Below are 26,019 nucleotides of genomic sequence, written 5' to 3'. Positions count from 1 at the left end.
AATATTTTAGTGGTAAAATTAACTAATTTTTCAAACCAGTCAGCTCAGGCGTCCTCTTTTACGATAATCACCCGGCGACATTCCGGTTAACGTTTTAAACTTCTGGTTAAAATAAACAATCGAAACAAAACCACACTCAAATGCGATTTCTTTTACCGGCATAACGGTTTGCCGCAACAATTTTTGGGCAAGATTAATACGCAGGTAATTCAGGTAAACCGAAAAGGTAACGTTGGTTTGTTTTTTAAAAAACCGGCAGAACGAGGGGGTCGTCATTCCAATTGTTTCGGCACAATCATTCACACTTATATCGTGTTTAAAGTTTTGCATAATAAAATTATGGGCCATGGTCATTTTTTCAGATTTAAAAACACCCTGCTGCGAATAATTATCAGAAGCCAGCATTTCATAATCTCCCTTTTGAATAAGGTCAAGCATACGAATAAGCGTAAGCAATTGCTCCAAAGGCGATTGATTACGTAGTGCCAACATCGATGATTTAATCAGCTCCTCATATTCACCGGTAATACGCAGACCCCGTTCGGCTTTTTTCAACACAATCCGAATACTTGCCATCTCCGGCATATCAATAAAATGTGTTCCAAAAACACTCTTTCGGAACTGAATAAAAACCGATTCGCAACTATCGGCTACTGTATCTTTTTTAAAATACTGGTCAGATATCCATGCGTGCGGAAGATTGCCGCCAAGCAACACCAGGTCGCCTTTTTTAAAAGATTCAAAATGGTCGCCAACCATGCGCGTACCGTATCCTTTGGTAATTAAAAGCAATTCATATTCAGGATGATAATGCCATGAACGCCGAAAGTACGAATCGCGATAGGTACCCACATAAAAAGAAGAATGATTCGAGATCGTTATGTTTTCCCGTTCAGCAGAAAGCGCCGTATTTTCTCTTTTTACCTCCACAATGACAAAATAGCTAAACTATTGGCAATATAGTTTAAAAAATTGAAACCAACTCTCCTTAAAATTGTAAGGTGGAAAAACCTAAAAAAAATAATTCAATCAAAATAAAGCCAAGAACTTATTTGTTATGACAAAAAGAGAAGTAATAAAAATGGTACTCGACGGCAAAAAGCCACCTTATGTGCCATGGTCATTCAAATTTACCGAAGAACCAAAAAAAGAATTACAAAACTATTTTAAAGAAAGCGACCTTGACCTGGCCCTGGGTAACCACATCTTAAACCTGGGCAGCGACATCGGTTTTTTCGACGAAATTGAGCCAAATATGTTTCAGGATGTGTTTGGCGTTGTTTGGGACAGAAGTATTGACAAAGATATCGGCGACCCAAGAAGTCCCTATGTTATACCTGAGCCAAGCATGGATGGAGTTACATTTCCTGATCCGCACGATCCCCGTTTTTTTGCCAATATTGAACCCGAGATTGAAAAGAAACCTGATCTTTTTCGTTTGTTCCAGATTGGTTTTAGCCTGTACGAGCGTGCCTGGAGTATGCGGGGTATGGAAAACCTGTTGATGGATATGATGATGTATCCTGACTTTGTACACGAATTATTTACCAAAATAGCCGACTACAACATTGCCCAAATGAGCAAGGCAATGGAGTACGACATTGATGCCATTTATTTTGGCGACGACTGGGGCCAGCAGCACGGACTGATTTTTGGCTACGATATGTGGAAAGAATATGTTTATCCGCAACTAAAACGCATGTATGGTTTTGCCCGCGACAATGGCAAGTATGTAATGATTCACTCGTGCGGCGATGTAGACGAACTGTTTGATGATTTAGTGGAATGCGGATTAAACTGCTTTAATCCTTTCCAGCCCGAGGTGATGGACATTTACACCATTTTACCCCAATACCGCGGTCGCCTGGCTTTTCACGGCGGTTTATCCATGCAAAAGATATTACCTTTTGGAACACCAGAAGAGGTTGCAGAAGAGTCGCATCGTTTATTGGAATTAGGCAAAGATGGCGGGTATATTTTCTCACCTTCGCATTCGGTTGAGAGCGATACCAGCCTCGAAAACATGCTTACTTTTATAAAAATAGCAAAAGCCCAGCTCGATAGCTAAGGGCCTAAATTTATGGTTTGGGTATAGGTGCCATGTTTTTAATGTAAAAACTATAATATGATGAAACTAAAACGGGATTTAGCAGACTACAGTAAGTTGTGTTCAAAAATGTTTAAATGGCCTGAAAACAAAAAAGATTGGGCAAAGTACCGGCTAAGCCAAGAACAGGTAAATTTCTTTCAGGAAAATGGCTACCTGGCCAATATCAAGTTACTTGAGGAGGAGCAGGTGGAACAATTACGCGAAGAGCTGCTTGTGGTAATGGATGCCAAACATCCGAAGCATGATTTGTTGTATGAATTCCACTCCAACGAATCGGAAGACCCCGATCGGGTAATTTTTCACTCGCTTGGGCATTGGCGAATGACACCGGGATTTCACGATATTCTTTGGAATCCGGCCTATGTAATGGCTGCTTATCAATTGCTTGGCAATAAAGGTGTTCGTTTCTGGCACGACCAGTTATTTTGCAAACCGGCCAAACATGGCGGAGTAGTTGCGTGGCATCAGGATTATTCGTACTGGACCCGAACCAGCCCCATGCAACACCTTACAACCTGGGTGGGTTTAGATGATGCATCGCAGGAAAACGGCTGTTTGCAATACATTCCGGGCAGCCAGAAGTGGGGGCTTCTGGATAAACCATCGTTAACAGGAGAAATGAAAGGACTGACGCAGTTTATAAACGATGAACAAGCCAAAGCGCTTGAAAATCCAATTCCGGTTGAAATGCCGAAAGGGTATGGTTCGTTTCACCACCCCTTACTCGTGCATGGTTCGTTCGAAAATAATTCAGATCGGCCACGCCGCGCTTTTGTAATAAATGTTTTTGCCGATGGCACCCTATCCAATACCAACGAAGCAATTTTAGTGGGAGTACCTCCCATTGAAAACGGAAAAAAAATGGAAGGAAAATTCTTTCCTATGCTATTTAACGGAAAAATAGAATCATAATCACAAAAACCAAAAAAAGGAAGCCAGAAATTCAAAGCCGGTAATTTTCGGGTTTTGGCTTTCGGCTTCCGTCATCTTAACCATGAACTTTAATATCGACCTAATCGTATTTATTTTTTACATTGCTTTGGTGTTTGCCATTGGCATATTTTCGGCTGGTAAAAGCAAAAACAGCGAAGATTATTTTCTGGCAGGGCGAAAACTCACCTGGTGGATAATTGGCGGTTCGCTGATTGCTGCCAATATTTCAACCCATCATTTTATTGGCATGTCGGGGCAAGGCTTTTCCATTGGGCTGGCCATAGCCAGTTACGAGTGGCTGGCTGCCATCGTTTTAATTCTGGTAGGAAAGTTTTTTCTTCCCTACTTTTTAAAATCGAAAATTGTAACCATGCCCGAGTTTTTAGCCAACCGTTTTAACAAACAGGTGCAAATTACTTTTGCCATCATTAGCTTGTTCGGCTATATTTTTATCGAACTGGCTGTTGTGCTTTTTACCGGGGCGTTGGCCATACAGTCGCTTTTTGGACTGCCCATTGTATATGGCTTGGCTATACTGTTTTTTCTGGTGGGAGCCTACACCCTTTACGGGGGTTTAAAATCAGTGGCTTACACCGATGTAATACATGTTACCATACTTATTACCGGTGGCTTGGTTGTTACCTACCTGGGCTTAACCAAAATAGGAATTTTAAACCACGCCGAAACATGGGAAGCTGTTAACGGCTTAAAAACCTTGTTTAAAGCAGCGCCCGAGAAATTCAAAATGGTCCAACCTATCGATCATCCGGAGCTACCCTGGATAGGCGTATTTTTTGGCGGCATTTGGCTGGCCAATATTTTTTACTGGGGCTGCAACCAGTTTATTACGCAAAAAACACTGGCAGCCAAAAACATCTGGCACGGACAAATGGGCCTTGTTTTTGCCGGCTTTCTGAAATTACTGGTGCCGGTATTAGTGGTACTGCCGGGAATCATCGCATTCACGCTTTACGATCCCGCCAACGGCCTGTTGGCCGGCGAATTAAGTCTCGAACGCGCCGACCTGGCTTTCCCTACACTGCTAAAAGAATTATTACCCGTTGGCTTATCGGGTTTGGTGATGGCCAGTTTAATGGGAGCGGTAATGTCAACGGTGGCATCGCTGCTTACATCAAGTAGTTCAATTATTACCCTTGATGTGTATAAAACTATGTTTAAACCTAAGGCCAGCGAAACGCATTTGATTAAAATCGGGCGTTTTGTGATTGTTGCAATACTTATTATTGCCACTATTTTTGGCTATTTCCTGCGCGATATTGACGCCATTTTCACCTACATCCAACAATACTGGTCGATTGCTTACCCGGCAATTGCAGCCATTTTTATTGCGGGTTTCTTTTATAAAAAAGCCACCGCAAAGGGTGCACTTTGGGCAATGGTATTGGGGCCAACATGGGCAATTATTATCAACCTGCTTCAGGCACAGGATCTGATACCGACTATCCCGTTCCTGAACCGTGTAATTGTTGATTTTATTATTTGCTGGGTGATTTTGTTCATCTTTCGCAACAAGTCCGGTGTTATTCCGGCAACAGCCATCATCGACCGTAGTTTTTCGCCCGAAGATGAAGCTTTGCTTAACAACCGTCCGTTTTACAGCAGTTTCAATTTCTGGAGCGTCATTTTAATTGCCATTGTTGTAACCCTTTATATTATTTTCTTTTAAAAACGTAAATCATCAATAAATCAATTCTGAATACCAAGTAATTATGAAAAATGTACTCTTGCTTTTTTTTCTTGCCTCGCTGCTGTTTTCCTGTTCAAAACAAGAAACAACACGTATTGTGGAAGATTTTAACGACAACTGGAAATTTAACCTGGGAGAACACCCCGAGGCCTTGCAACCGGAATTTGATGATTCGGACTGGCGAATTTTAAACGTTCCGCACGACTGGAGCATTGAAGAAGGTTACCATAAACATACCGAAAAAACTGCGGCAAGCACCGGTTTTGTTAAAGGAGGTATCGGCTGGTACCGCAAATCGTTTACGCTTACCCCGGCTGATAAAGGAAAACAAATTACAATCCTTTTTGATGGGGTTTACAACAACTCAACCGTTTGGATTAATGGTCATAAATTGGGATTCCGCCCAAATGGTTATTCATCGTTTACCTACGATTTAAGCCGGTACCTGAACTACGATGGCTCAGCAAATGTTTTGGCTGTAAAGGTTGATCGAACTTTTTATGCCGACAGCCGCTGGTACACCGGTTCGGGTATATACCGAAAAGTGCAGCTCATTAAAAAATCGCCCTTACATATTGCTCAATGGGGAATTAAAATTACCACGCCTGAAGTTTTATCAGAACAGGCAACGGTACAGGTAAAAACACACCTCGAAAACTCAGGAGCCCTAAAAACCGGAAACATTTCAATTAATTACCAGGTATTTAACCCGGAAAACAAACTTGTATCAGAAAAAAAGACAGAGCTTGATAATACCCTGGAAAACACCTGCGAACTCAGGGTCCCATCACCTCTTTTATGGGATGTGGAAAATCCCGCACTATACACCCTTAAAGTTGAAGTGTTTGAAAACGGAAAGAAAACTGATGTTACTACTGAACGTTTTGGAATTCGCTATTTTTCTTTTGATGCAGATACAGGATTCTCGTTAAACGGGAAAGCCCTTAAAATTAAAGGCGTTAACCTGCACCACGATGCCGGAGCCGTTGGTGCTGCCGTACCAAAAGCACTTTGGAAATACCGTGTTGAACAGCTAAAATCCATTGGGACAAATGCTATTCGAATGGCGCACAATCCACATTCGAAAGAACTTATGGAAGTGTGCGACGAAATGGGCATGTTGGTTATGGCCGAGGCTTTCGACGAGTGGATGGTACCCAAGGGGAAAAACCTGGTTTTTATTGGCGACAACAAGGCTCCGGAAGCCGCTGCGGCAGCTTATCCGCGTTATTTTAACCAGTGGGCAGAACAAGACCTAAAAGATTTGATACAACGCGATTTCAACCACCCTTCAGTTATTATGTGGAGCATTGGCAATGAAATAGAATGGACTTTTCCGCATTATTCGCAAACATACAACAAGGTAAACGGACAAGGTAAAAAGTATTATGCACATACTCCAATCTACGATTCGCTAACTGTACGAACCGCGTTTAATGAAATTACCGGCGGCAGCGATTTGCTGGCCGAAACAGCAAAGAAGCTGGCACATTGGGTAAAAGAGGAAGACACCACCCGCCCGGTTACTGCCGGTAGTGTACAGCCATCAATTGGTTTAGCCAGTGGCTATGGCGATAATCTTGATGTTTATGGTTTTAATTACCGCGCTGTTGAATACGATGCGGCCCACAAAGAATATCCCAATACCTGTATTCTTGGCTCTGAAAACTGGGGAGCTTACTCGGAGTGGAAAAACTGTGTGGAACGCGATTTTGTTGCCGGCATATTTGTTTGGACAGGTTTTGCCTACCTCGGAGAGGCTGGTCCATGGCCACGTAAAGGACTGGAAATTGCCTTTTTCGATTATGCCGGAGTAAAAACACCCAGGGGGCACTTTTACGAGTGCTTGTGGAAAAACGCCCCAAAGATTTACATGGTCACCACTCCTGCCAGTGAATCGGAATTCTCTTATTCTGAAAACAAAGGGTGGAATTTTGAAATGGACTACTACGAGCCACCGTTTTGGCCCGAGTTACGAAAATGGGAGTGGTACAAAACCTATCCGAAATGGAAATACGACACAGGAGAGCAAATTGTGGTACAAACCTACACCAATTGCGACGAAGCTGAATTGTTTCTCAACGGAAAATCTCTGGGCAAACAAAAACGCAGCGATTTTGCCGACGACAATATTATAAAATGGCTGGTGCCATATACTGCCGGCGAGTTAAAGGTAGTTGGCTACAGCAAGGGAAAAGAAACTTCCACCTACACTTTGGCAACTTTTGGCAAAGCAGAAAAAATTGCCATTCGCCCCTACAAAACCACTTTAAAAGCCAATGGCTACGATGTTACGCCGGTTTTGGTAGAATTGCTGGATAAGAATGGCAACCCGGTTGTTGACAACGAACAAACCATCAACTTCGAGGTAAGTGGCGAAGGCCTGAGTATTGGTGTTGATAATGGCTGGGAAAACAATATTCAAAATCCAAAATCGAATGCGGTTGAAACGTACCAGGGCCGAGCTATTGTTTATATTCAGAGTACAAAAAACAGTGGAAAAATTTCAGTTCAGGCAAAAACGAAACAACTAAGTTCCGAAACAATTGTTATTACCAGCGAATAACAAAAAAAGAACAATGCAAGTAAAATATCTTTGCCCGTATTGGGGTAGTAGCCATCTTTCGGCAAAACAATTTATTTCAAAAGCACTTCGTGCCGGATACGACGGTGTTGAAATAAACCTGCCGGATGACACAAATTTTGATATTGAATTAAAGGAAGCCCTTGCTGAAACAGCCTGTGATTTTATTGGTCAGCAATGGCTTCCTCCGGCCACCGAAACGTTTGAGCAATACCGACAGCGTATGCTGCAAAAACTGAAGCGTTTGGTAGCATTAAAACCCCAATTTATAAACGCCCATACGGGTAAAGATTTTTTCTCGTTTGCCGAAAATTGCAGTTTGATTGAAACCTGTTTTCAACTCAGTCAATCTTCGGGTATAAACATTGTACACGAAACACACCGTGGCAGGTTTAATTTTCAGCTGGCCACTTCGCTCCGGTATATCGATAAATTTCCGGAGTTAAAATTTAATGCCGATTTTTCGCATTTCTGTGCCGTTTCCGAAAGTTTATTGGAAGATCAGGAACAAGCGCTGGAAAAACTCCTGCCCCATTGCCGGTACATCCATGCCCGGGTTGGTTTCGACCAAAGTGCCCAGGTAAACGATCCCTTTGCTCCCGAGTGGCAATACCACCTGGAGCGTTTTGTGCAGTGGTGGCAAAAAATTATCGACTTAGCTAAATTAAGAAATGAAAAGGAGTTTTTTATCTGTCCGGAATTTGGGCCTTTTCCGTACATTCAACAGTTACCTTACACAAAAAAAGAAACCGTTGACCAGTGGGACACCAACGTAAAAATGATGGAATTCCTAAAATCAAAACTCATCTGCTGATATTCAATCATACATAAAGACTACTTGCAACAAACTAAAAATTAAGTTTTTCAATTCTTTGGTTTTACGTTTTTAACTATCTTCCGGCTTTAAAAGCCTGAATAAAAATGAAAAACCAATTCAACCTGATTCTACTAATTATTTTTGTGGTAACACTGTCGTGTACAAAAAAAGAAGAACAAAGCAAGCATCCCAACATTCTTTTGCTGTGTATCGATGATTTACGCCCTGAACTAAAGTCGTTTGGTGCCGACTACATTCACTCGCCAAATATTGATGCCCTGGCTGCCAAAGGCGTTTGTTTTCAGCAACACTATGTAAATGCTCCAAGTTGCGGCCCATCGCGTTACACGCTGTTAACCGGCACTTATGGCCCAGCTGGCAACGATGCACTTTTTCTTCGTGCTGAAAACTTAGCTAACAACACGCTGAACATTACACCTTCGATGCCCGAATGGTTTAAAGCCGGCGGCTACACTACTGTATCGGTTGGTAAAGTATCGCATCATCCGGGAGGCCGGGGAGGTGCCGACTGGAATGATTCGACAAAAATTGAAGTACCCGGTGGCTGGGATAAACACCTGATGCCTGTAGGCGAATGGCAACACCCCCGTGGAGCCATGCACGGTTTGGCACACGGCGAGATACGGGAAAATGCCTCGGAAATGGCCCTTTTTCAGAGTACCAAAGGCCCCGACACCATTTACCCCGACGGACTTATTGCCCAACAGGGAATAAAACAATTGCAGGAACTGGCCAAGCAGGAAGCACCATTTTTTCTGGCCATTGGCTTAATTAAACCCCATTTGCCTTTTGGGGCACCTGCCCGGTATATGAGTTACTATAAAGATGTGGAATTACCGGCTATTCAGCACCCGGAAAAACCTGAAGGCAACACCACATGGCATGCTTCGGGCGAGTTTATGAAATACAAGCGATGGGGAAAAGACCCGCGAGAAGATCTGAAATTTGCCGATGAAGTACGCAGGCATTATGCTGCCTGTGTAAGTTATGCCGACCACCATGTAGGAATGATTTTAGATGCGCTGAAAGAAAGCGGGGCCGACAAAAACACCATTGTTGTGCTGTGGGGCGACCATGGCTGGCACCTGGGCGAACATGCCATTTGGGGCAAACATAGTTTATTTGAAGAAGCCCTGCACTCGCCGCTTATTATTTATAATCCTGAATCGGGCAATGCCGGCAACAGAAAGGTTATAGTTGAAACGGCCGATATTTTCCCAACCTTGTGTGATTTAACGGGCATTGAAAAACCCGGTTTTGTGCACGGAAAATCGCTTGAAACGCTTATTGAAAACGACACGCCTGACAAACGTGAGGCATTTGCTTACCTAAATGGAAGGTACACCTTAAGAACCGACCAATACCGCTTAATTTATAAGGAAAAAGACCAATCGATTGAACTTTATGACCATACAACACCCGAAGCCGAAACAAAAAACATTGCCAGCAAAAATGAAGGCATTGTTACAGAACTACTGCCTGTTTTACGGAAAAAAATGCAGCAACAAACAAGCTATAAATAATTGAAAAAAGAAACCCGCTCGCGTACTAAACGGAGCGGGTTATATTTTTCGTCATCGCTTACCTTATTTATTTTCGAGGGCAAAAGATCGGCCTGCCTGAAAGGCTTTAAGGTTCATTTCAACAACTGCCTCGCCTTTTTTACAGAAAATATGTTCGATGCCGGCTTCAATCTTTTCCGGTTCAATATCGATAAAAGGAGTAGCTGCTCCCAGCATCACTACATTCGAAGCACGTTTATTGCCAATTTCTGCGGCAATTTTGTCGGCATCAATCGCCACAAACCGTGGCTGCTTTTCTATTTCTGCCAAAATTTCGTTTAACTCCGGGTAATTCGGAATATTTATAAACGGTGTGGTATTGGTTACCACATAGCCTTTGGGCGATAGGAATGGCAAATAGCGCAAGGCCTCCATGGGTTCAACCGAAAGAATCAGGTCGGCTTTACCCATTGGAATTAAATCGGCAGCAATTTCGGTATCGGCAATTCGCAGGTGCGATACTACCGCCCCACCCCGCTGACTCATTCCATGTGTTTCAGCTTGTTTTAAGTATAAATTTTCATTTATGGCTGCATCGCCAATAATCGATGCGATGGAAAGGATACCCTGTCCGCCAACTCCGGCTAATATAATATCTGTCTTCATTTTTTCTTATTTATTGGGGTTGTCCTTCATTTTCTTTTGTTTGCGCAAACGTTTGGCCGCAGCCTGTATACACTCTCTGCGGAAAACAATTACAGAAACGCCTTCATAGGCAATCTCTTCTTCAAAAGTTTGCACCATCAGTTCGTGGTATTTTTTTAAGGGTGTTAATACACGAATATGCTTCGGATCTACCCCAACACCAGTGCAAATACTTTCAATTTTTCCTAATGCCGACGATTCCTGACCACCGGTCATCGATACCGATTCGTTATCAGAAATTACCACAACAATATTTGATCCATCGTTAACGGCATCTAACAAACCGGTTATTCCGGAGTGCGTAAACGTTGAGTCGCCAATTACCGCTACTGCCGGAATCAAGCCCGCATCAGCCGCCCCTTTGGCCATGGTTACCGAGGCCCCCATATCAACACACGAATAAATACTTTTATACGGCGGAAGTGCGCCCAGTGTGTAGCAGCCAATATCTGAAAATACGCGACCTTTGGTGTACTTGTCCAACGATTCGTTTAAGGCTTTGTACATATCCTGGTGGCCGCATCCCTGGCACAGGGCCGGTGGGCGGTTAACAACCAACCCGGGAACATCGGCACCTACCTGCGTTTCTTTCCCTAAAGCTTTGGCAACCAAATCGGCATTTAGTTCGCCATCGCGCGGCAAGGCGCCACTTAAACGCCCCGATACTTTTATATCTTTCTTAAAAACTGCTTTTATGTGCTCTTCCACAACCGGATAACCTTCTTCAAGCACCAGCACCTCTTCGCAGTTTTTGGCCATTTTATCCAGTATTTTCTGCGGAACCGGGTACTGTGCCAGTTTAAAAACAGTGTACGGACAATCATCCTCGGGGTAATTTTCCAATAAATAATTGTAGGCAATTCCACAGGCAATTATCCCAAAACTTTTATCCTCCCCTTTTTTATACAGGTTGTATTCCGATTTTTTTGCGGCTTTCTCAAACTGTTCCTGTTTTTCAAGCAGGCCCTTGTATCTTTTCCGGGCAATGGCAGGTAACAGTACAAACTGGCTCGGATCGCCGGGTAATTGTAAAGCGTTTTGCTCCAGTTCGGTATTTCGCACAACGCCGGCCCGCGAGTGTGCCAACCGGGTAGTAATACGCACCATAACCGGTACCTCCAGCTGTTCTGAAAGTTCAAAACCTTCGCGCACCATATCGTACGCTTCCTGCTGGTTGCTGGGTTCTAAAACCGGAATCATAGCAAACTTTCCGTAGAAACGCGAATCCTGTTCGTTTTGCGACGAGTGCATTGATGGATCGTCGGCAACGGTAAGTACCAAACCACCGTTAATACCTGTTATCGCAGAATTGATAAAAGCATCGGCAGCCACATTTAAACCCACATGTTTCATACATACCATGGTGCGTTTACCGGCATACGACATCCCCAGCGCTGCTTCGTAAGCTGTTTTTTCGTTTGCCGACCATTTACTACGAATACCTTTCTTAGTGGCCAGTTCGCTGTCCTGGATAAACTCGGTAATTTCGGTTGATGGGGTTCCCGGATAGGCATAAACACCTGATATGCCACCATCAATTGCGCCCTGCGCAATGGCTTCAACCCCTAAAAATAGATTCTTTTGCATTTTGGTTTAATTTTCGAAGCCAACAAAAGTAGAAATTTGAAAATAGTATGCAACCTGAATTGTCATGTTTTTCAGAAAATAACACAACAACAAAAAACACAGCAAAACACTTATGATGTGCAACTTACCAAGGTCAAACACAAAGTAGAGCTGCTAATTTAAAATCATTACAAAAAACACTTTCAATTTTAAAAATAAGCTCAAAATGTAACATCTGTTACAAAATTTGGTAAGAAGTAAAATCAACTTTGCTTTATATAATTAACCGAATTTATAACTATGCTGCAGAAACTACTTCCTCCCGAAAAATGGAGATTACCGGTGCTGCTTGTACTAAGCATTCTTGTTGGCTTGGTAGTGTTTATCCTGTACATTTCAAAAGCACATTCTTACTTATCCGACAAACCTGAAACCTGCACCAACTGCCACATTATGGCACCGCAATATGCAACATGGAACCACAGTTCGCACCGCGAGGTTGCCCATTGCAACGACTGCCATGTTCCGCACAATAATGTTTTTAACAAATATTATTTTAAAGCCAAGGATGGATTGAGACATGCCACAATGTTTACACTACGAATGGAACCACAGGTAATTTTTATTCATGAAGCGGGAAAAGAGGTGGTACACAACAATTGCATTCGCTGCCACCAGCAACAAATTACCGACCCCAAGCTGGCCTCGTCGGTTGAAGCACACACGGCACACATGCAAGACCGCCCTTGTTGGGAATGCCACCGCGAAGTACCCCATGGCCGGGTAAACAGCCTGTCGAGTGTTCCCAATGCCAAAGTGCCGCTGCCTTCCAGCCCGGTTCCCGATTGGTTAAAAACGTATATTAAAAATAACTAAATATCAATTCTTATGACTACAAAATCAAAACGCCATCCGCTGCTTAACTGGGGGATTTTTATTGCTACCATAATCGTAGTTTTCCTTTTGGGCCTGCTGGCTTCTTCTATTCTGGAACGACGTGCCGAAGCTGCTTATGTAAATGTTCCGAAGAACAAAATCAATCAGTTTGATCCGCGAAACGAAGTTTGGGGCGAGAACTACCCCCGCGAATTTCAATCGTATTATGCTACTGCTGATACCTCTTTCAGAACCAAATACAACGGCAATGCCATGATTGATATGCTTGAAGTTGATCCCCGATTAGTGGTACTTTGGGCAGGTTATGGTTTTGCAAAAGACTACAACCAGGGTCGTGGGCACTATTATGCAGTTACCGACTTACAAAATACGCTACGAACCGGGGCTCCCAAAGGCCCTAATGACGGGCCAATGCCAACAACCTGCATGACCTGTAAAAGCCCTGATGTACCACGTTTGATGAACGAACGTGGGGTAGCACAATTTTATACCGGTAAATGGGCAGAACTGGGACCGGAGGTGGTAAACCCCATTGGTTGCGGCGATTGCCACGATGCTGAAAACATGAACCTGAGAATTACACGCCCTGCACTTATTGAAGCCTTTGAGCGCATGGGAAAAGACATTAATAAAGCCAGCCACCAGGAAATGCGTAGTTTGGTGTGCGCGCAATGTCATGTTGAATATTATTTTAACAAGGAAACGGCACCCGGCGCCAACTACCTCACTTTTCCGTGGGATAATGGCTTTTCGGCCGAGGCAATGGAAGAATACTACGACAAACTCGAATTTGCCGACTGGACTCATGCTTTAAGCAAAGCCCCGATGTTAAAAGCGCAACACCCGGGCTACGAAGTATACATGACCGGTATTCATGCTCAACGTGGTGTTTCGTGTGCCGATTGCCACATGCCTTACAAAAGCGAGGGTGGACAAAAATTTACCGACCACAAAATGCAGTCGCCCTTAAACAACATTGCCAATTCGTGTCAGGTATGCCACCGCGAAGAAGCCGGCACTTTAATGGCCAATGTTTATGAACGACAGGATAAAATTATTGAAAACCGCGATAAGTTGGAAGAACTGGTGGTGCGCGCCCATGTGGAGGCTAAAAAAGCCTGGGACCTCGGTGCCAATGAAGCACAAATGAAAGACATTCTTCAGGGAATACGCCACGCTCAATGGCGCTGGGATTATGCTGCTGCCAGCCACGGAGGATCTTTCCACTCGCCGGTTGAAACCAGCAGGGTTATTTCTACCGGTATTGATATTGCGCAGGAAACTCGCATAAAACTTGCCCGCTTGCTTGCCGATCTTGGTCATAACCAGGAGGTACCCTACCCCGATATTTCAACTAAAGCAAAAGCACAGGAGTTTATCGGACTGGATATGAAAAAACTCAATTCAGAGAAACAGGAATTCCTGAAAACGGTTATTCCGGAATGGGAAAAACAAGCTAAAGAACGCGAAAAAAGCTACGACATCGTTGCTTCAAACCCAAAGTAAATGCTTATTCAATAGCCGGTTGACTGCCGATACCAAGGGCAGTCAACCGGTAATTATGAGCAACTGCCAATTCTAAATTTAACATCACAAATTATCAATTATGACAAGATTAAAATACATCGTATTGATGGTATTTAGCCTGGGTATTGCCCACTTCGCACAAGCGCAGTTTACGCTATCAGGCGAGTTCAGGCCCCGCACAGAATTGAGTCACGGATACAAAAGCCTGGCTTCTGAGAATCAGGACGCCTCAACTATTACCGCACAACGCACACGCTTAAATGCCGGTTATTCAAACGAATTTATAAAAACCAGCCTGGTTTTGCAGGATGTACGCCGGTGGGGAAATCAGGCCCAACTGGTAAGCAACGAAGATTATGCAGTTTCGGTACATCAGGCCTGGGCCGAAATACTTTTCAGCAAGGAATTTTCGTTAAAAGCCGGCCGACAGGAATTGGTGTATGACGACTCACGTATTTTTGGTAACGTAGGCTGGGCTCACCAGGCACGATCGCACGATATAGCGGTTTTCAAATACGAAAAAGACCTTAAACTTCATTTTGGAATTGCCCACCACGAAAATGGTGATATAACCAACAGCGACTACAATGGCCCCGATGCCTACAAAGACCTGCAATTTATCTGGTTTAACAATAGCTGGGAAAAAGCAGCTTTAAGCCTGCTATTCCTGAACAACGGGGTGCCGGCAATGGAAGACGGCGAGCAAAAAAATAAATTCAGTCAAACGATGGGCGGACATGTTAAAGGCAGGATTAAAACAATTCAACTGGTATCGAACCTGTATTACCAAACCGGCAAGCATGTTTCCGGCGCATCAATTTCGGCTTTTAACTTTCTGGCAGAAGCGAGCTTAGCAACTTTCACCCTCGGATTCGAACACCTATCGGGAAGTGCTTATGATGATACGGATTATAAATCGTTTACCCCATTGTATGGCACCAACCATAAGTTCAATGGTTTTATGGATTATTTTTATGTGGGTAACCATATCGGGTCGGTTGGTTTAAACGATTTATACCTGAAATACAACTACAGCAAAAACAAACTGGCTTTTGATGCTCATTTGCATTATTTTGGAGCAGCAGCTGAAATTGCTGCCAATGCGGATAAATATCTGGGAACAGAAATCGATCTGGCATTAGGCTGGACTGTAAATCCAATGGCCAAAATATCCTTCGGACTGTCGGGTATGTTTGCAGGAGAATCGATGGAATTATTAAAAGGTGGCGATAGTTCGGCAAGCCAATATTGGGGCTATGTAATGCTGGCAATAAACCCAACGTTTATCAAATAAATTACAGTTGCCGAACTCCTGGTTTAAAAAAGGATGCTATTGTTTCCGGAGGTTGCAATGGCATCCTTTTTATAAATCTTTAATATCCCCCAACTAATCCAACCACTTGTTTAAGCAAGCGTGTTTACTTTTTTTGTATCAAATGTTACAACCTGTGTTGAAAAATTCAGGCACATTTGCTCCCGTTAATTACAGCGTATGTCCAGAAAGCGTTTCATAAAAACTTGCAAGAAATTACATAAATGGCCGGCCATAATTATTGCTTTTATTGCCATTTTGTTCGCAACAACAGGAATTATTATGAACCACCGGCAACTGTTTTCGGGAATTTCGGTTTCACGAAAGCTGCTTCCTGAAAACTACCGCTACAACAACTGGAACCAGGCAGCCGTGCGTGGTTCGTTGGCTTGGAACAACAGTACTCTTATTTTTGGAAATACCGGGGTGTGGAAATCAGACGATAATCTGCAAACTTTTACTGACTTTAACCAGGGTTTTCCGCAAGGAATTGACAACAGAAAGATTTATTCCTTGGTAAGCTTTTCCAACCACTTTTTTGCAGGTACACATATGGGGCTTTACAAGCGGCGGTTTGATGAACAAGAGTGGGAAAAAATACCTCTTCCGGTAAAAAAGGAACGCATTGCCGATGTAATCTGCAAAGATGATGAATTGCTGGTACTCACCCGGCATTATCTGCTAAAGAGTACGAACGGACAACAATTCAACACGATTCAACTTCCCAAACCACTTCATTATCAACAAAAAACAGGGCTTTTTACAACAATGTGGCAGTTACACAGCGGCGAACTTTTTGGAACGCCCGGAAAACTTTTTGTTGATTTGCTTGGGCTGGTTACCATTTTTCTTTCGTTAAGCGGCCTGCTGCATTTTTTCTTTCCAAAGTTGATTAAACGCGTAAAACATAAGCACAAACAAAAGGCGGCATTTATTAAAACCAAAAAACGCAACTTAAGCTGGCACAACGCCGCAGGGTATGGATTTGTGCTTTTTTTACTCATAAACACTTTTACAGGGATGCACCTGCGCCCGCCACTGCTAATTGCCATTGCGCCAAAACAAGTGGGCATAATTCCGGGTACCCACCTCGACAGTCCTAATCCGTGGTTTGACAAACTACGACGTATTTACTGGGATGAAGAAAGGCAACAATATATTTTTTCTACTTCCGATGGTTTTTATTTTGCTGAAGAGAGTTTGAGTAAAAATCTTCGGCCTGCTCCTTTACAACCACCAGTGAGTGTTATGGGGTGTAATGTGCTAAAACCTATAGGCACGCACCACCTAATGATTGGTTCGTTTAGCGGAATGTATTTGTGGAACTTGCAAAATGGTGGTATAAGCAACTTTTTTAGTGGGGAAACATACCAGGCACCACAGGGCATGACACGGCCTATTGGTACAAATACTGTAAGCGGGCTGGTGCAGTGCAAAAACAAAAGCTGGTGGTTCGATTACAGTCGGGGCGCAATGGAGCTAAACGCCAAAAATCAGGAGTCAACATTTGGCGCCATGCCTGAAAATATACGACAAGCATCTCCAATGGCTTTATGGAATGTGGCCCTGGAAATACACACCGGACGAATTTTTGAACACCTGGTAGGCAGCTTTTATATTTTGTTTGTACCACTGGCCGGCGTTTGTATTATGCTTGTGCTGCTTAGTGGACTGTATTTGTGGTGGAAACTACACCGAAAGAAACTAACCAGTGCAGAAAAAAAGTAACAAGTGTTAATTCTTCTCCAATTCGTTAACTCTTCCTCTTACCAAATAGATACTAAAGCAGATTACAGGAATAATCGTCATTATCTCTGCTATGGGCCTTCAAAGCCAGGGTCTACGGCACTACGATAGTATATACGAAAACCATTTACGGCATCGGCAAGTTCCGGAACTCCAAGCATAACATCTCCTTCGGTATAATAATCCCTCGAATAATAGCTTTGGGTTGTACCTTCAACAAACTTAACTATCGACATACCGGGTGCACTAAACGGAGCGCCGTTAAATTCGCCGGCCATTGTCCAGGTGGCCATGTAAATATCGTCAACCAGTGTTTCATCTTCAACAGTAGTGTATAAATCCGACGAACCGGCAAATAAACGTGCCAGAAACAAAGCCATGGTATCAGGGCTATAAATATCAACAATGGGGTCGTGATATTCGTAATCGGCCGCCAATGCAGGAATAACCTCCGTCCAGTTTCCGGCATGAATTTCAACCAGTTGGCGTCCAACTGTTAGTTGATCATTAACCGACTTATTCACAGCTTGTAAAGCTGAATTTTCGATATTTAAAGCTGAAGGAGGAAACGGACAATCGAAAGTGGGGTCAACTGCACAACGGTAATAGGCCCTAAATCCCCCAATTGCTTCATCCAACCCGGGTATTGTTGCCATTATATCCCCTTCGGAATAATAATCGCGTTGATAATATACTTGCGTAGTGTTAGGCAAAAATTTAAAGATAGAAATACCCTTTGCCTGGTAGGGTGAATTAAGAAAATCGCCCGACATGGTCCACGTTGCCGAATAGATGTCGCCGATAAGCGTTTCATCTTCAATAATGGTAACAAGATTAGGCGATGCCCCCAAAATAAGCTGATTCAGGAAAGCGGTCATATCCTCAATACCGTTGATGTCAACTATGGGGTCGTGGTATTCTATGTCGTCGGTGTAATAAGGCAGTATGTCGGCTACCTCAGGCGCCTGCACTTCAAGCAGGGCACGCCCAATTTCCAATCGCTCCTGTTGGAGCTGAGCGGTATCGTCATCAGAGTCGTCGTTTGAACAAGACAGCATTAATGAGGAAAAAATAGTGCAGGTGAGAATGGCTGATAGTCGGAAAAGCTTTTTCATTGGTTACCTCCTTTTTTTGATTTTACAGTAGAAAAAAATGAACAACACACTGATATTTAAACCCCTACAAGTGCATTTTGTTTACAATTGAACATAAATACAACACAATTCAAAAAGTCGTTGAAGCCAGCTCTAAATTAATATCGCTGTACCGATTGATTAATTTTCACTTTCAAATTAAATTTTACTACAAAAAGCATCTTGCTAAACCATTAACATCACGTTAACTGATTATTTCTAACTGATTGTTTAGTTTTACCCCATTAATTAACAGCAATGCCACGAAATAAAGCATACAACGAACAAGAGGTACTGGAAAAAGCCATGAATGTATTCTGGGAAAATGGTTATGAAACTACCTCAATGCACCAGCTTGAGAAAGCTATGGGAATTAACAAATTTTCAATTTATGCAAGTTTTGGAAGCAAAAGTGGCTTACTCGAAAAAAGCATTAGCTGTTATGCACAAAAACTAAATGCACCAGTATACAAATAAAAAGACACACCTGGTGGAGCTGAAACTATTAAACAGTCTATATCGATTTTACTGGCTTTTCAGGAAAAAACTGCAAAAGGCTGCTCAGTTGTTTAAAGTTTAGCCTGGTTCTACTTTAGGGTAATCAGGGTTTTCTTAGCGGGCCAAAGCTGTATCCTCCTTGCTGCTGAGAATGGTACTGTTGTTTTTATATTTCCGGAGACCTTTTACAGCAGGTCGTTTTCAAAATTTATTATCGTTTTTCAAGGTTAACTGTCCAAAAATCAGTTTCTTTAGTCGTATAATTTTGTACCGACCAATTAATTACCTATGAAAAACCACTTCCTCTGGATATTCTTACTATTGCTTCACCTTCAATCTATAGGGCAATCAACAAAAAAGCCTGTAATCGCCTTTACTTTTTCTGAAGAAACGATTCGGGTCGACGGCTTGCTAAATGAAGCTGGTTGGCAACAGTCTGATTCAATAACAACCCTGGGCATGGTAGAACCCATTGAAAATGGAGCGCCTACATATAACACCACCGTTAAAGTGCTTGCCGACGCTAAAAACATTTATGTTGGAATTACCTGTTTCGACACACAACCCGGCGCTATTGTTGCCTTCTCGAAGGCAAGAGACTCGGAGCTGGAAGACGAAGACTACCTGAAAATAATTTTCGATACGTTTAACGATGGACGAAATGGCTACATATTTGCCATAAATCCCTTTGCTGCCCGATACGATGCACTGGTTTCCAATAACGGCGAATCAGAAAACTCAAATTGGGATGGTCCGTGGGATGCCAAAACTTCTATTAACACCAATTCGTGGAGCGCCGAAATACGGATTCCGGTGAGCACACTTACCTACAATAAAAAACTTGATTCGTGGGGGTTTAATGTGGAACGTCGGATTCAGCGACTACTCGAAGTAAACCGTTGGTCAGGAATTAGCATGGATTACAAAGTGGGGCAAACCCTGCATGCCGGAAGTTTGAGTAATGTTCCGCTGTTTAATTCCGGAATTGGGCTAACACCAAGAGTTTCGTTAACCGGTAAACTTACTCAGGACGGAACCGAGTCGGCAAACTACGATTTAAAGCCCAGCCTTGATATTACCCAGCGTATTACTACCGACATCACCGCTCAGCTAACCGTTAATACTGATTTTGCCGAAACGGAGGTTGATTCGCGACAAACCAACCTCACGCGCTTTCCACTGCTTTATCCCGAAAAGCGCCAGTTTTTCCTCGAAGGTGCTGATATTTTTGATTTTGGAATAAGCCTTGGTCGATCTCTAATGCCGTTCTACAGCCGCAGAATTGGGCTATACAACAACCAGGAAGTACCCATTAATTGGGGGGCTAAGGTTAATGGCAAGGTAAACAACACCTATTTTGGTGGCCTGGTTACCCAAACGGGCGATGTAAATTCGGTGATTCCATCATCAAAAATGGGTGTTTTAAGGGTCAAGCAAAATATTTTAAAAGAATCGTCGGTTGGCATGATTACAACCATAGGCGACCCGGGTAACCGCAACAACGCCTGGTCCGGTGGTATTGATTTTACGTACCAAACCTCTACTTTTGGTGGAAACAAAAACTTTTTGATTGGTGTTTGGGGCATGTATGCAAACCGCGAAGGCCTGGATGGCGACAAATCGGCTGTTGGATTTAAAATAGATTACCCCAACGACTTGTGGGATTGGTTTGTACAGTACCGGCGCATTGGCGATGCATTTGAGCCGTCGATGGGTTTTGTGTCGCGCAACAATATAAGTACCTATTCGGCGAAAGTTGCGTATATGCCACGTCCGGAAAATAGAGTAATCCGGCAACACCAGTTTCGCTTTAGTCCATCGTTAACTACCGATTTAAATCACAATTGGGAAAGCTATGAACTATCATTCACCCCAATTAATGTAAGCCTGGAAAGTGGCGATAATTTTTCGTTGAATTTTGCCCCCTCAGGCGAGTTTTTAAAAGATTCGTTCTACATTGCAGAAGATGTGACCATTGAGCCGGGCGCCTATCATTGGTCGAGTTTCGAATTTGAAGCATCAACAGCCAGCAAACGTGCTGTTAACGGAACGGCAGCCTATCGTTGCGGTGGCTTTTATGGCGGCAATCTCGATCAAGTAGAGCTGCAACTGAATTGGCGTCTAATGTCGTTTTTAATTTTGGAATTTAGTTACGAGAACAATATTGCCCGAATTCCGGCAGGCGATTTCAGTAAAGAGCTGCTGGCTGTAAGAACCGCTCTGAATATTAATTCGAACCTAAACTTCAGCTTGTTTACCCAGTACGATAATGAGTCGGAATCGGTTGGCAGCTATTCGCGTTTGCGCTGGACCTTTGCGCCACTGGGCGATCTTTTTGTGGTGTACAAACACAATATTCAACCAAAAATTACCGACAAGTGGCGACAAGATCAAAATCAGCTTATCGTGAAACTAACTTATGGATTGGCTTTATAAAAATACGATTAAGCTATCCCTCGCAACTTACCACCAAAGGTAAATGTGCCCCGCCAAAGGCTTCCTGTTTAAAATTGGCATACACCTGAATGTTTTTAAAGCCTGCATTCTTGATTAAGGTTTTTAGCGCTGCACTTTTTAATGCCAGCAAAGGAGTTTCGTTAGCTACAGTACGATTTTCAGCTTTAATTTCCAAACGTGTTTCAAAGCCAATTAAGTCAGTATCATCTGAAAAATTGTAGTATCGAATAAACTTAATGGCATCGGTCTCAATTATAGGAAGCTCCCGAACAGGATGGCTGCAAATGTAATCGTAATTCAGAATTTGCAACAACAGTTGCCCTCCGGGTTTTAACACCGCTCTGGCATTTTGTAGCATTTGCAAAACTTCTTTTTCCGAATTCAGGTGTACCAGGGTATTTCCGAAACACAATACGGCATCAAACTGCCGATGGGAAAAGTCGTTTTTCAACTCCAGCATGTTTCCCATCAGAAAACTAAGGTTCTGGTGTTTCCTGTTTTGCCTTGCCTGTTGTAACAAATCGGCATTCAAATCAATTCCTGTTACTTTTGCTCCCTGGCTGGCCAGATGAAAGGCCAGTTCGCCGGTAGCACAACCAATATCAAGAATTGTTTTTTCTTCAAGAGTTTTCAACTTTGCTTTCACAAAAGCCAGTTGCATAGGGTTAAAAGGAAAGATATCGCTGTAATACCTGGATATTGAGGTATAAAAAGAATTTTGTCTATCGGTCATGTGCAAATTTACAAATATTGCTCAACAATATTCTTCACTTCCCAGGCCGGGCGCACACCCTTACCTGTCCATTTTAATTCGCCGTTAATAAACAACATCAATGTTGGGATACTTCTAATCTGGTATTTTGAAGCTATATTCGGATTACGGTCAACATCAACTTTTATAATCTTTACTTGCTCCTTTAGTTCTTCTTTTACCTGTTTTAAAATTGGTGGCATCTGTTTGCAAGGCCCACACCAATCGGCATAAAAGTCAACCAAAACCGGTCGGTTACAATTAATAACATTATTAAATTTCCCTATCATTCTGCTGCTTTCTACTTTTAATTTTTAATACAATATCGTTAATGGTATCGCCTACCAAATAACCTATTGCTGCTCCCCACAAGGTACTCCAGTACCACACCGATTTAATTTTACAGGTACCACTCAAACACCCTACATATTTCCAATACAGAAATCCTCCAATGGCACCAATTACCAACAGGATTAAGGCGATTTGTTTTTGTTTAATAAATTTCATCTAATTGCACTTACTCTCCTAAAACAAAGCTAGTGATAGATGGTTTTAAAATTGGCATCGAAAAAAATGATTGGAAATAGATTTCGCTTAAATCATAACCTTTAGGAAATATTCAACTCAGATTTATCCCTTACTTTTAGTCGCTTTAAAAACATTATGTGGGCATTATTTGGTTTGGCTTCGGCCTTATTTTTAGGCATTTACGACATTTTCAAAAAGCAATCGGTAAACAATAACGCGGTTATGCCGGTCTTGTTTTTTTCAACAGTTGCCAGCACGCTCATTTTTTTGCCTTTAATTGTGCTTTCGTTTCAAGTGCCTGATTTATTAGCCAACACCGGACTTTTTGTTCCTCAGCTTACCTTTAACGAGCATTTGCAGGTGTTGCTAAAATCGGCCATAGTGGTAGCCAGTTGGGTACTGGCCTTTTTTGCCCTAAAACACCTGCCCATTACCATTGTTGCACCCATACGGGCAACAGGCCCATTATGGACACTTATTGGTGCCCTCCTAATTTTTCACGAAAGGTTAAACCTTTGCCAATGGATTGGCATTTTGGTTACCCTGGTTTTCTTTTACCTTTTTTCAACGGCCGGAAAACTGGAAGGCATAGAGTTTAAACGAAACAAATGGATTTATTTTATTGTAGCTGCTACCTTATTGGGTGCCTGCAGCGGGCTGTACGATAAATTTATCCTGCGGCGAATCGACAGGGTTGCGGTACAAGCCTGGTTTTCGGTATACCAGGCGGTAATTTTATTGCCTTTTGTTTTACTGAATGAAAAAATACGAAAGCGTAAAAACATACACTTCGAGTGGCGCTGGACCATCCCCTTAATCGGGGTATTTTTGGTAATTGCCGACTACCTTTACTTTTATGCCTTAAGCAACGAAGATGCATTAATTTCGGTAATTTCAGCCCTGCGTCGCGGAAGTGTTTTGGTAGCTTTTGTATTTGGCGGCCTGTTATTTCGTGAACAAAACCTTAAAAAGAAAGGTGCCTACCTCGTTGGTATCTTAAGCGGAATCTTACTAATTACCCTGGGAACGGTTTTATAAAAAAGGAAGTGAATAAAAATTACTTTTGCTTATAAACAGGCCAAATAAAAAGTTGGCAAAAAAAAGCTTCCTGATTAGTTCAGAAAGCTTTTAAATATATTTTTTCTAATTGATTAGAATTTAAATGTAAGACCTACCCCAAACGACTCCATAAACTGCAAACGTGGTACTTCCGATCCTGTATCCGGATTCAGAATAAGCACATCGTCGTCGTATATCAGCTGGGTTATCAGGTTGGCCGACAGGTAATCGTTCACCTTCATAATAATTTTCATGGTCCAGTCGATATCAATATTTTGCGGGTCCTCAAAATAATTCGAGAAGAAATCAATCTTGGTATCCAGGGTTACATTTTTTACAATATCGGTAACCAACTGCAACTTTACAGTTGCCCCCATTTCTGCGCGTGATTTTTTGCCGGGCTCAACACCAAAGGCGCCCTGGGCTGAAAGATCATCGTCGGTTACAAAAGTAAATTTACCGGAAACCGGTGCCAGCAAAGCTGAGAATTTATCGGTTTTATAATCCATACCCACACCAAGATTTAGGTAACCTGGCGCCATAAATTTTGAAATGGCATTATCCGTGTCAGGGTAATTATATCCGGCTGCAAACTGCGATTTAAAATTTAACAAGCCCGTATAATACCAATTCTTTTTGGCTTCAATCCCCAGCTTCGATGCAATATCAATTTTGTCATCCGATTTTCGCAAATCAACATCTTCTTCTTTTAAAAAACCATAACGAAAATCGAAACTATTGTCCCAGGCTACTTTGTCTTTTTTGTAATTGGTAGCCAGGTTTAACATCATCACCCCCGACATGGAACTTTTACCCCCGGCAGCCCAATTGCTTAATGCTACCTGCGAAAAATTAAGGGTTGTATTACCACTGGTTGTCCAAAGTGTGTCTTTTTTTTCCTGTGCAAAAGCCAGCACTGGGAGCAACAGAAATAAGGATAGTAATTTTTTCATGTTTGTTTTTTGTTTGTTAACGCAATCTATTTTTAACTAATGTTAAGTAAACAAAGGTAAAACAAAATTGTTGGCATAACATTACTAAAATGAAAACAAAAATCCCCTACCCGTCTCTCATCGGAGTCGGGCAAGGGAATCAATCTACCAGCTTCAGTGCTTAAAACTGAAGTTTTTTTTCTATTTGCAGCAATTCTTCTTTATTCTTTTCAGGTATGGCTACCAGCATCAGGTTCATATCATCCGAAGGATATTCAACCAACAATGCCGACCCGCTTTCTTCTTCTATACTTCCGTAGCGGCAGGTATGCCCCCTATGTTTAAACGGCTGAAAACTTAACAGTTCCGGATTGTTTTCTTCTATATTATCCTCGTGTTGCAGCATTACCATTAATATGTTTTGACCATTCATAAAAGCGGCTGTAAAAATACCTTCCACATTGCTTGTTCGTGCGCAGGTATAACCTTCTATTTTACACGCCTCTACCGTTTCTTTAAACTTCACGTACGAGTAGTCAACCGGAACTATTTCATCCTCGTCCTCTTCTTCAAAATCGTCCATCTCGGCAAAAGCCCCCATAAAACCATTTGCTGTCTGGTTCATGTCTTCGAACTCTACATCGGTGGGAGGAGTAAATTTAGAAGCCGGCACACTGCTGTTGGGCTTAAAGGCCGTAAACATTTCATTGGTCTCAATCCCCAGCACTTTGGCTTCTGTTTTCAAATTAATTCCTTTATATATCCACGATTTTGCCCCCATAAGCTTAATAACATCACATTTATATCCGTTCAACTCTTCGGTTGCCAAACGTTTTCCGCCCAACTGGTTTAGCATTTCATCTGCAAACTCCTGCTGTTCCTGCTCTGTCATGCTTCCGGCAGACTCCTGCGCATCGTTGTAATAAGGTAAAATACCTTTTGCTGCAGTACCATCTTCGTAATCAACAGTCCAAAACCTGTCTTTTACCAAAATGGTCAGCATATGCTTTTTTTCGGTATTTTTCATACCAAACATTTTTGTTGTGGTGGTGGAGTTTTCCAGCTCACACGATTTCTGACCGTAATCATCCCACCATAATTCTTTTGTTCCGGTGGTATTTCCACTAAGTTCAAGTTTTAGGTACCCTGATTTTACCAGGTACTTTTTTGCTTCCTGCCCGCTACCATTAAGGCAAATAAAGGCCAAAACAATTAATAATACATTTTTCATCA

General features: G+C 42.5%; 22 protein-coding genes. 13 read left to right on the top strand and 9 right to left on the bottom strand.

Annotated elements, in window-relative coordinates:
* Positions 1–39: 39 nt before the first annotated feature.
* Entirely contained in the window at positions 40–930 is an 891-nt protein-coding gene (locus tag QZ574_RS02665) for an AraC family transcriptional regulator (protein ID WP_297086499.1), read from the bottom strand.
* 127 nt (positions 931–1,057) lie between these two features.
* On the opposite strand from QZ574_RS02665, the gene QZ574_RS02660 reads away from it, so the two are divergent.
* The 6 genes from QZ574_RS02660 (at position 1,058) to QZ574_RS02635 (ending at position 9,696) form a co-directional block, all read left to right on the top strand.
* Entirely contained in the window at positions 1,058–2,068 is a 1,011-nt protein-coding gene (locus tag QZ574_RS02660; RefSeq protein WP_297086497.1) for a uroporphyrinogen decarboxylase family protein, read from the top strand.
* A 57-nt stretch (positions 2,069–2,125) separates the two neighbouring features.
* The gene (locus tag QZ574_RS02655; RefSeq protein ID WP_297086495.1) at positions 2,126–3,022 is read left to right on the top strand and encodes a phytanoyl-CoA dioxygenase family protein; all 897 of its coding nucleotides are present in this window, start codon (positions 2,126–2,128) and stop codon (positions 3,020–3,022) included.
* Between the two features lie 82 nt (positions 3,023–3,104).
* Positions 3,105–4,730, top strand: a complete 1,626-nt coding sequence (locus tag QZ574_RS02650; protein ID WP_297086493.1) for a sodium/solute symporter — start codon at positions 3,105–3,107, stop codon at positions 4,728–4,730.
* A gap of 43 nt (positions 4,731–4,773) precedes the next feature.
* Positions 4,774–7,317 carry a sugar-binding domain-containing protein gene (locus QZ574_RS02645; RefSeq protein ID WP_297086491.1) on the top strand — a complete coding sequence of 848 codons (2,544 nt, stop codon included), beginning with the start codon at positions 4,774–4,776 and terminating at the stop codon, positions 7,315–7,317.
* Between the two features lie 13 nt (positions 7,318–7,330).
* On the top strand, positions 7,331–8,149 hold the full coding sequence (locus QZ574_RS02640; protein ID WP_297086488.1) for a TIM barrel protein: 819 nt from the start codon (positions 7,331–7,333) through the stop codon (positions 8,147–8,149).
* 107 nt (positions 8,150–8,256) lie between these two features.
* Positions 8,257–9,696: a sulfatase gene (locus QZ574_RS02635; RefSeq protein ID WP_297086486.1), complete on the top strand. Its 1,440-nt coding sequence runs from the start codon at positions 8,257–8,259 to the stop codon at positions 9,694–9,696.
* A gap of 63 nt (positions 9,697–9,759) precedes the next feature.
* On the opposite strand, the gene QZ574_RS02630 is transcribed toward QZ574_RS02635, so the two are convergent.
* Both QZ574_RS02630 and QZ574_RS02625 read right to left on the bottom strand, forming a co-directional pair.
* On the bottom strand, positions 9,760–10,341 hold the full coding sequence (locus QZ574_RS02630) for an indolepyruvate oxidoreductase subunit beta (RefSeq protein ID WP_297086485.1): 582 nt from the start codon (positions 10,339–10,341) through the stop codon (positions 9,760–9,762).
* A gap of 6 nt (positions 10,342–10,347) precedes the next feature.
* Positions 10,348–11,967: a thiamine pyrophosphate-dependent enzyme gene (locus tag QZ574_RS02625; protein ID WP_297086483.1), complete on the bottom strand. Its 1,620-nt coding sequence runs from the start codon at positions 11,965–11,967 to the stop codon at positions 10,348–10,350.
* Positions 11,968–12,246: 279 nt separating this feature from the next.
* On the opposite strand from QZ574_RS02625, the gene nrfH reads away from it, so the two are divergent.
* The 4 genes from nrfH (at position 12,247) to QZ574_RS02605 (ending at position 17,410) form a co-directional block, all read left to right on the top strand.
* A complete protein-coding gene (gene nrfH, locus QZ574_RS02620; protein WP_297086481.1) occupies positions 12,247–12,822 on the top strand; it encodes a cytochrome c nitrite reductase small subunit in 576 nt (191 codons plus the stop codon).
* 12 nt (positions 12,823–12,834) lie between these two features.
* Positions 12,835–14,349 carry an ammonia-forming cytochrome c nitrite reductase gene (gene nrfA / locus QZ574_RS02615; protein WP_297086479.1) on the top strand — a complete coding sequence of 505 codons (1,515 nt, stop codon included), beginning with the start codon at positions 12,835–12,837 and terminating at the stop codon, positions 14,347–14,349.
* A gap of 100 nt (positions 14,350–14,449) precedes the next feature.
* Entirely contained in the window at positions 14,450–15,664 is a 1,215-nt protein-coding gene (locus QZ574_RS02610) for an alginate export family protein (RefSeq protein ID WP_297086477.1), read from the top strand.
* Positions 15,665–15,862: 198 nt separating this feature from the next.
* A complete protein-coding gene (locus QZ574_RS02605; protein ID WP_297086474.1) occupies positions 15,863–17,410 on the top strand; it encodes a PepSY domain-containing protein in 1,548 nt (515 codons plus the stop codon).
* An 89-nt stretch (positions 17,411–17,499) separates the two neighbouring features.
* On the opposite strand, the gene QZ574_RS02600 is transcribed toward QZ574_RS02605, so the two are convergent.
* Positions 17,500–18,543 carry a nuclear transport factor 2 family protein gene (locus QZ574_RS02600; protein ID WP_297086472.1) on the bottom strand — a complete coding sequence of 348 codons (1,044 nt, stop codon included), beginning with the start codon at positions 18,541–18,543 and terminating at the stop codon, positions 17,500–17,502.
* A 276-nt stretch (positions 18,544–18,819) separates the two neighbouring features.
* Here QZ574_RS02600 and QZ574_RS02595 point away from each other — a divergent pair, with 276 nt between their 5' ends.
* Both QZ574_RS02595 and QZ574_RS02590 read left to right on the top strand, forming a co-directional pair.
* Positions 18,820–19,038, top strand: a complete 219-nt coding sequence (locus tag QZ574_RS02595; protein WP_297086470.1) for a TetR/AcrR family transcriptional regulator — start codon at positions 18,820–18,822, stop codon at positions 19,036–19,038.
* A gap of 309 nt (positions 19,039–19,347) precedes the next feature.
* The gene (locus QZ574_RS02590) at positions 19,348–21,495 is read left to right on the top strand and encodes a DUF5916 domain-containing protein (protein WP_297086468.1); all 2,148 of its coding nucleotides are present in this window, start codon (positions 19,348–19,350) and stop codon (positions 21,493–21,495) included.
* Positions 21,496–21,508: 13 nt separating this feature from the next.
* Here the strand turns inward: QZ574_RS02590 and QZ574_RS02585 are convergent, their stop codons facing one another.
* From QZ574_RS02585 to QZ574_RS02575, 3 genes are read right to left on the bottom strand one after another with little or no spacing between them, the layout of a single operon-like run.
* A complete protein-coding gene (locus QZ574_RS02585) occupies positions 21,509–22,249 on the bottom strand; it encodes a class I SAM-dependent methyltransferase (protein WP_297086466.1) in 741 nt (246 codons plus the stop codon).
* Positions 22,250–22,257: 8 nt separating this feature from the next.
* A complete protein-coding gene (gene trxA / locus QZ574_RS02580) occupies positions 22,258–22,557 on the bottom strand; it encodes a thioredoxin (RefSeq protein WP_297086464.1) in 300 nt (99 codons plus the stop codon).
* Positions 22,541–22,774, bottom strand: a complete 234-nt coding sequence (locus QZ574_RS02575; protein ID WP_297086462.1) for a DUF6132 family protein — start codon at positions 22,772–22,774, stop codon at positions 22,541–22,543. Before QZ574_RS02575 ends, trxA begins: the two co-directional genes overlap by 17 nt.
* Before the next feature lie 156 nt (positions 22,775–22,930).
* On the opposite strand from QZ574_RS02575, the gene QZ574_RS02570 reads away from it, so the two are divergent.
* Positions 22,931–23,833: a DMT family transporter gene (locus tag QZ574_RS02570; RefSeq protein ID WP_297086459.1), complete on the top strand. Its 903-nt coding sequence runs from the start codon at positions 22,931–22,933 to the stop codon at positions 23,831–23,833.
* 113 nt (positions 23,834–23,946) lie between these two features.
* Here QZ574_RS02570 and QZ574_RS02565 read toward each other — a convergent pair whose 3' ends face one another.
* Positions 23,947–24,807, bottom strand: coding sequence for a DUF3078 domain-containing protein (locus tag QZ574_RS02565; protein ID WP_297086457.1), 861 nt, complete (start codon positions 24,805–24,807; stop codon positions 23,947–23,949).
* 160 nt (positions 24,808–24,967) lie between these two features.
* On the bottom strand, positions 24,968–26,017 hold the full coding sequence (locus QZ574_RS02560; RefSeq protein WP_297086455.1) for a hypothetical protein: 1,050 nt from the start codon (positions 26,015–26,017) through the stop codon (positions 24,968–24,970).
* Positions 26,018–26,019 lie beyond the last annotated feature (2 nt).

The organism is uncultured Draconibacterium sp., from assembly GCF_913063105.1.
Classification (GTDB): domain Bacteria; phylum Bacteroidota; class Bacteroidia; order Bacteroidales; family Prolixibacteraceae; genus Draconibacterium.
The sequence above is the reverse complement of the archived record's forward strand: the minus strand, read 5'-3'. Positions and strand labels throughout refer to the sequence as shown.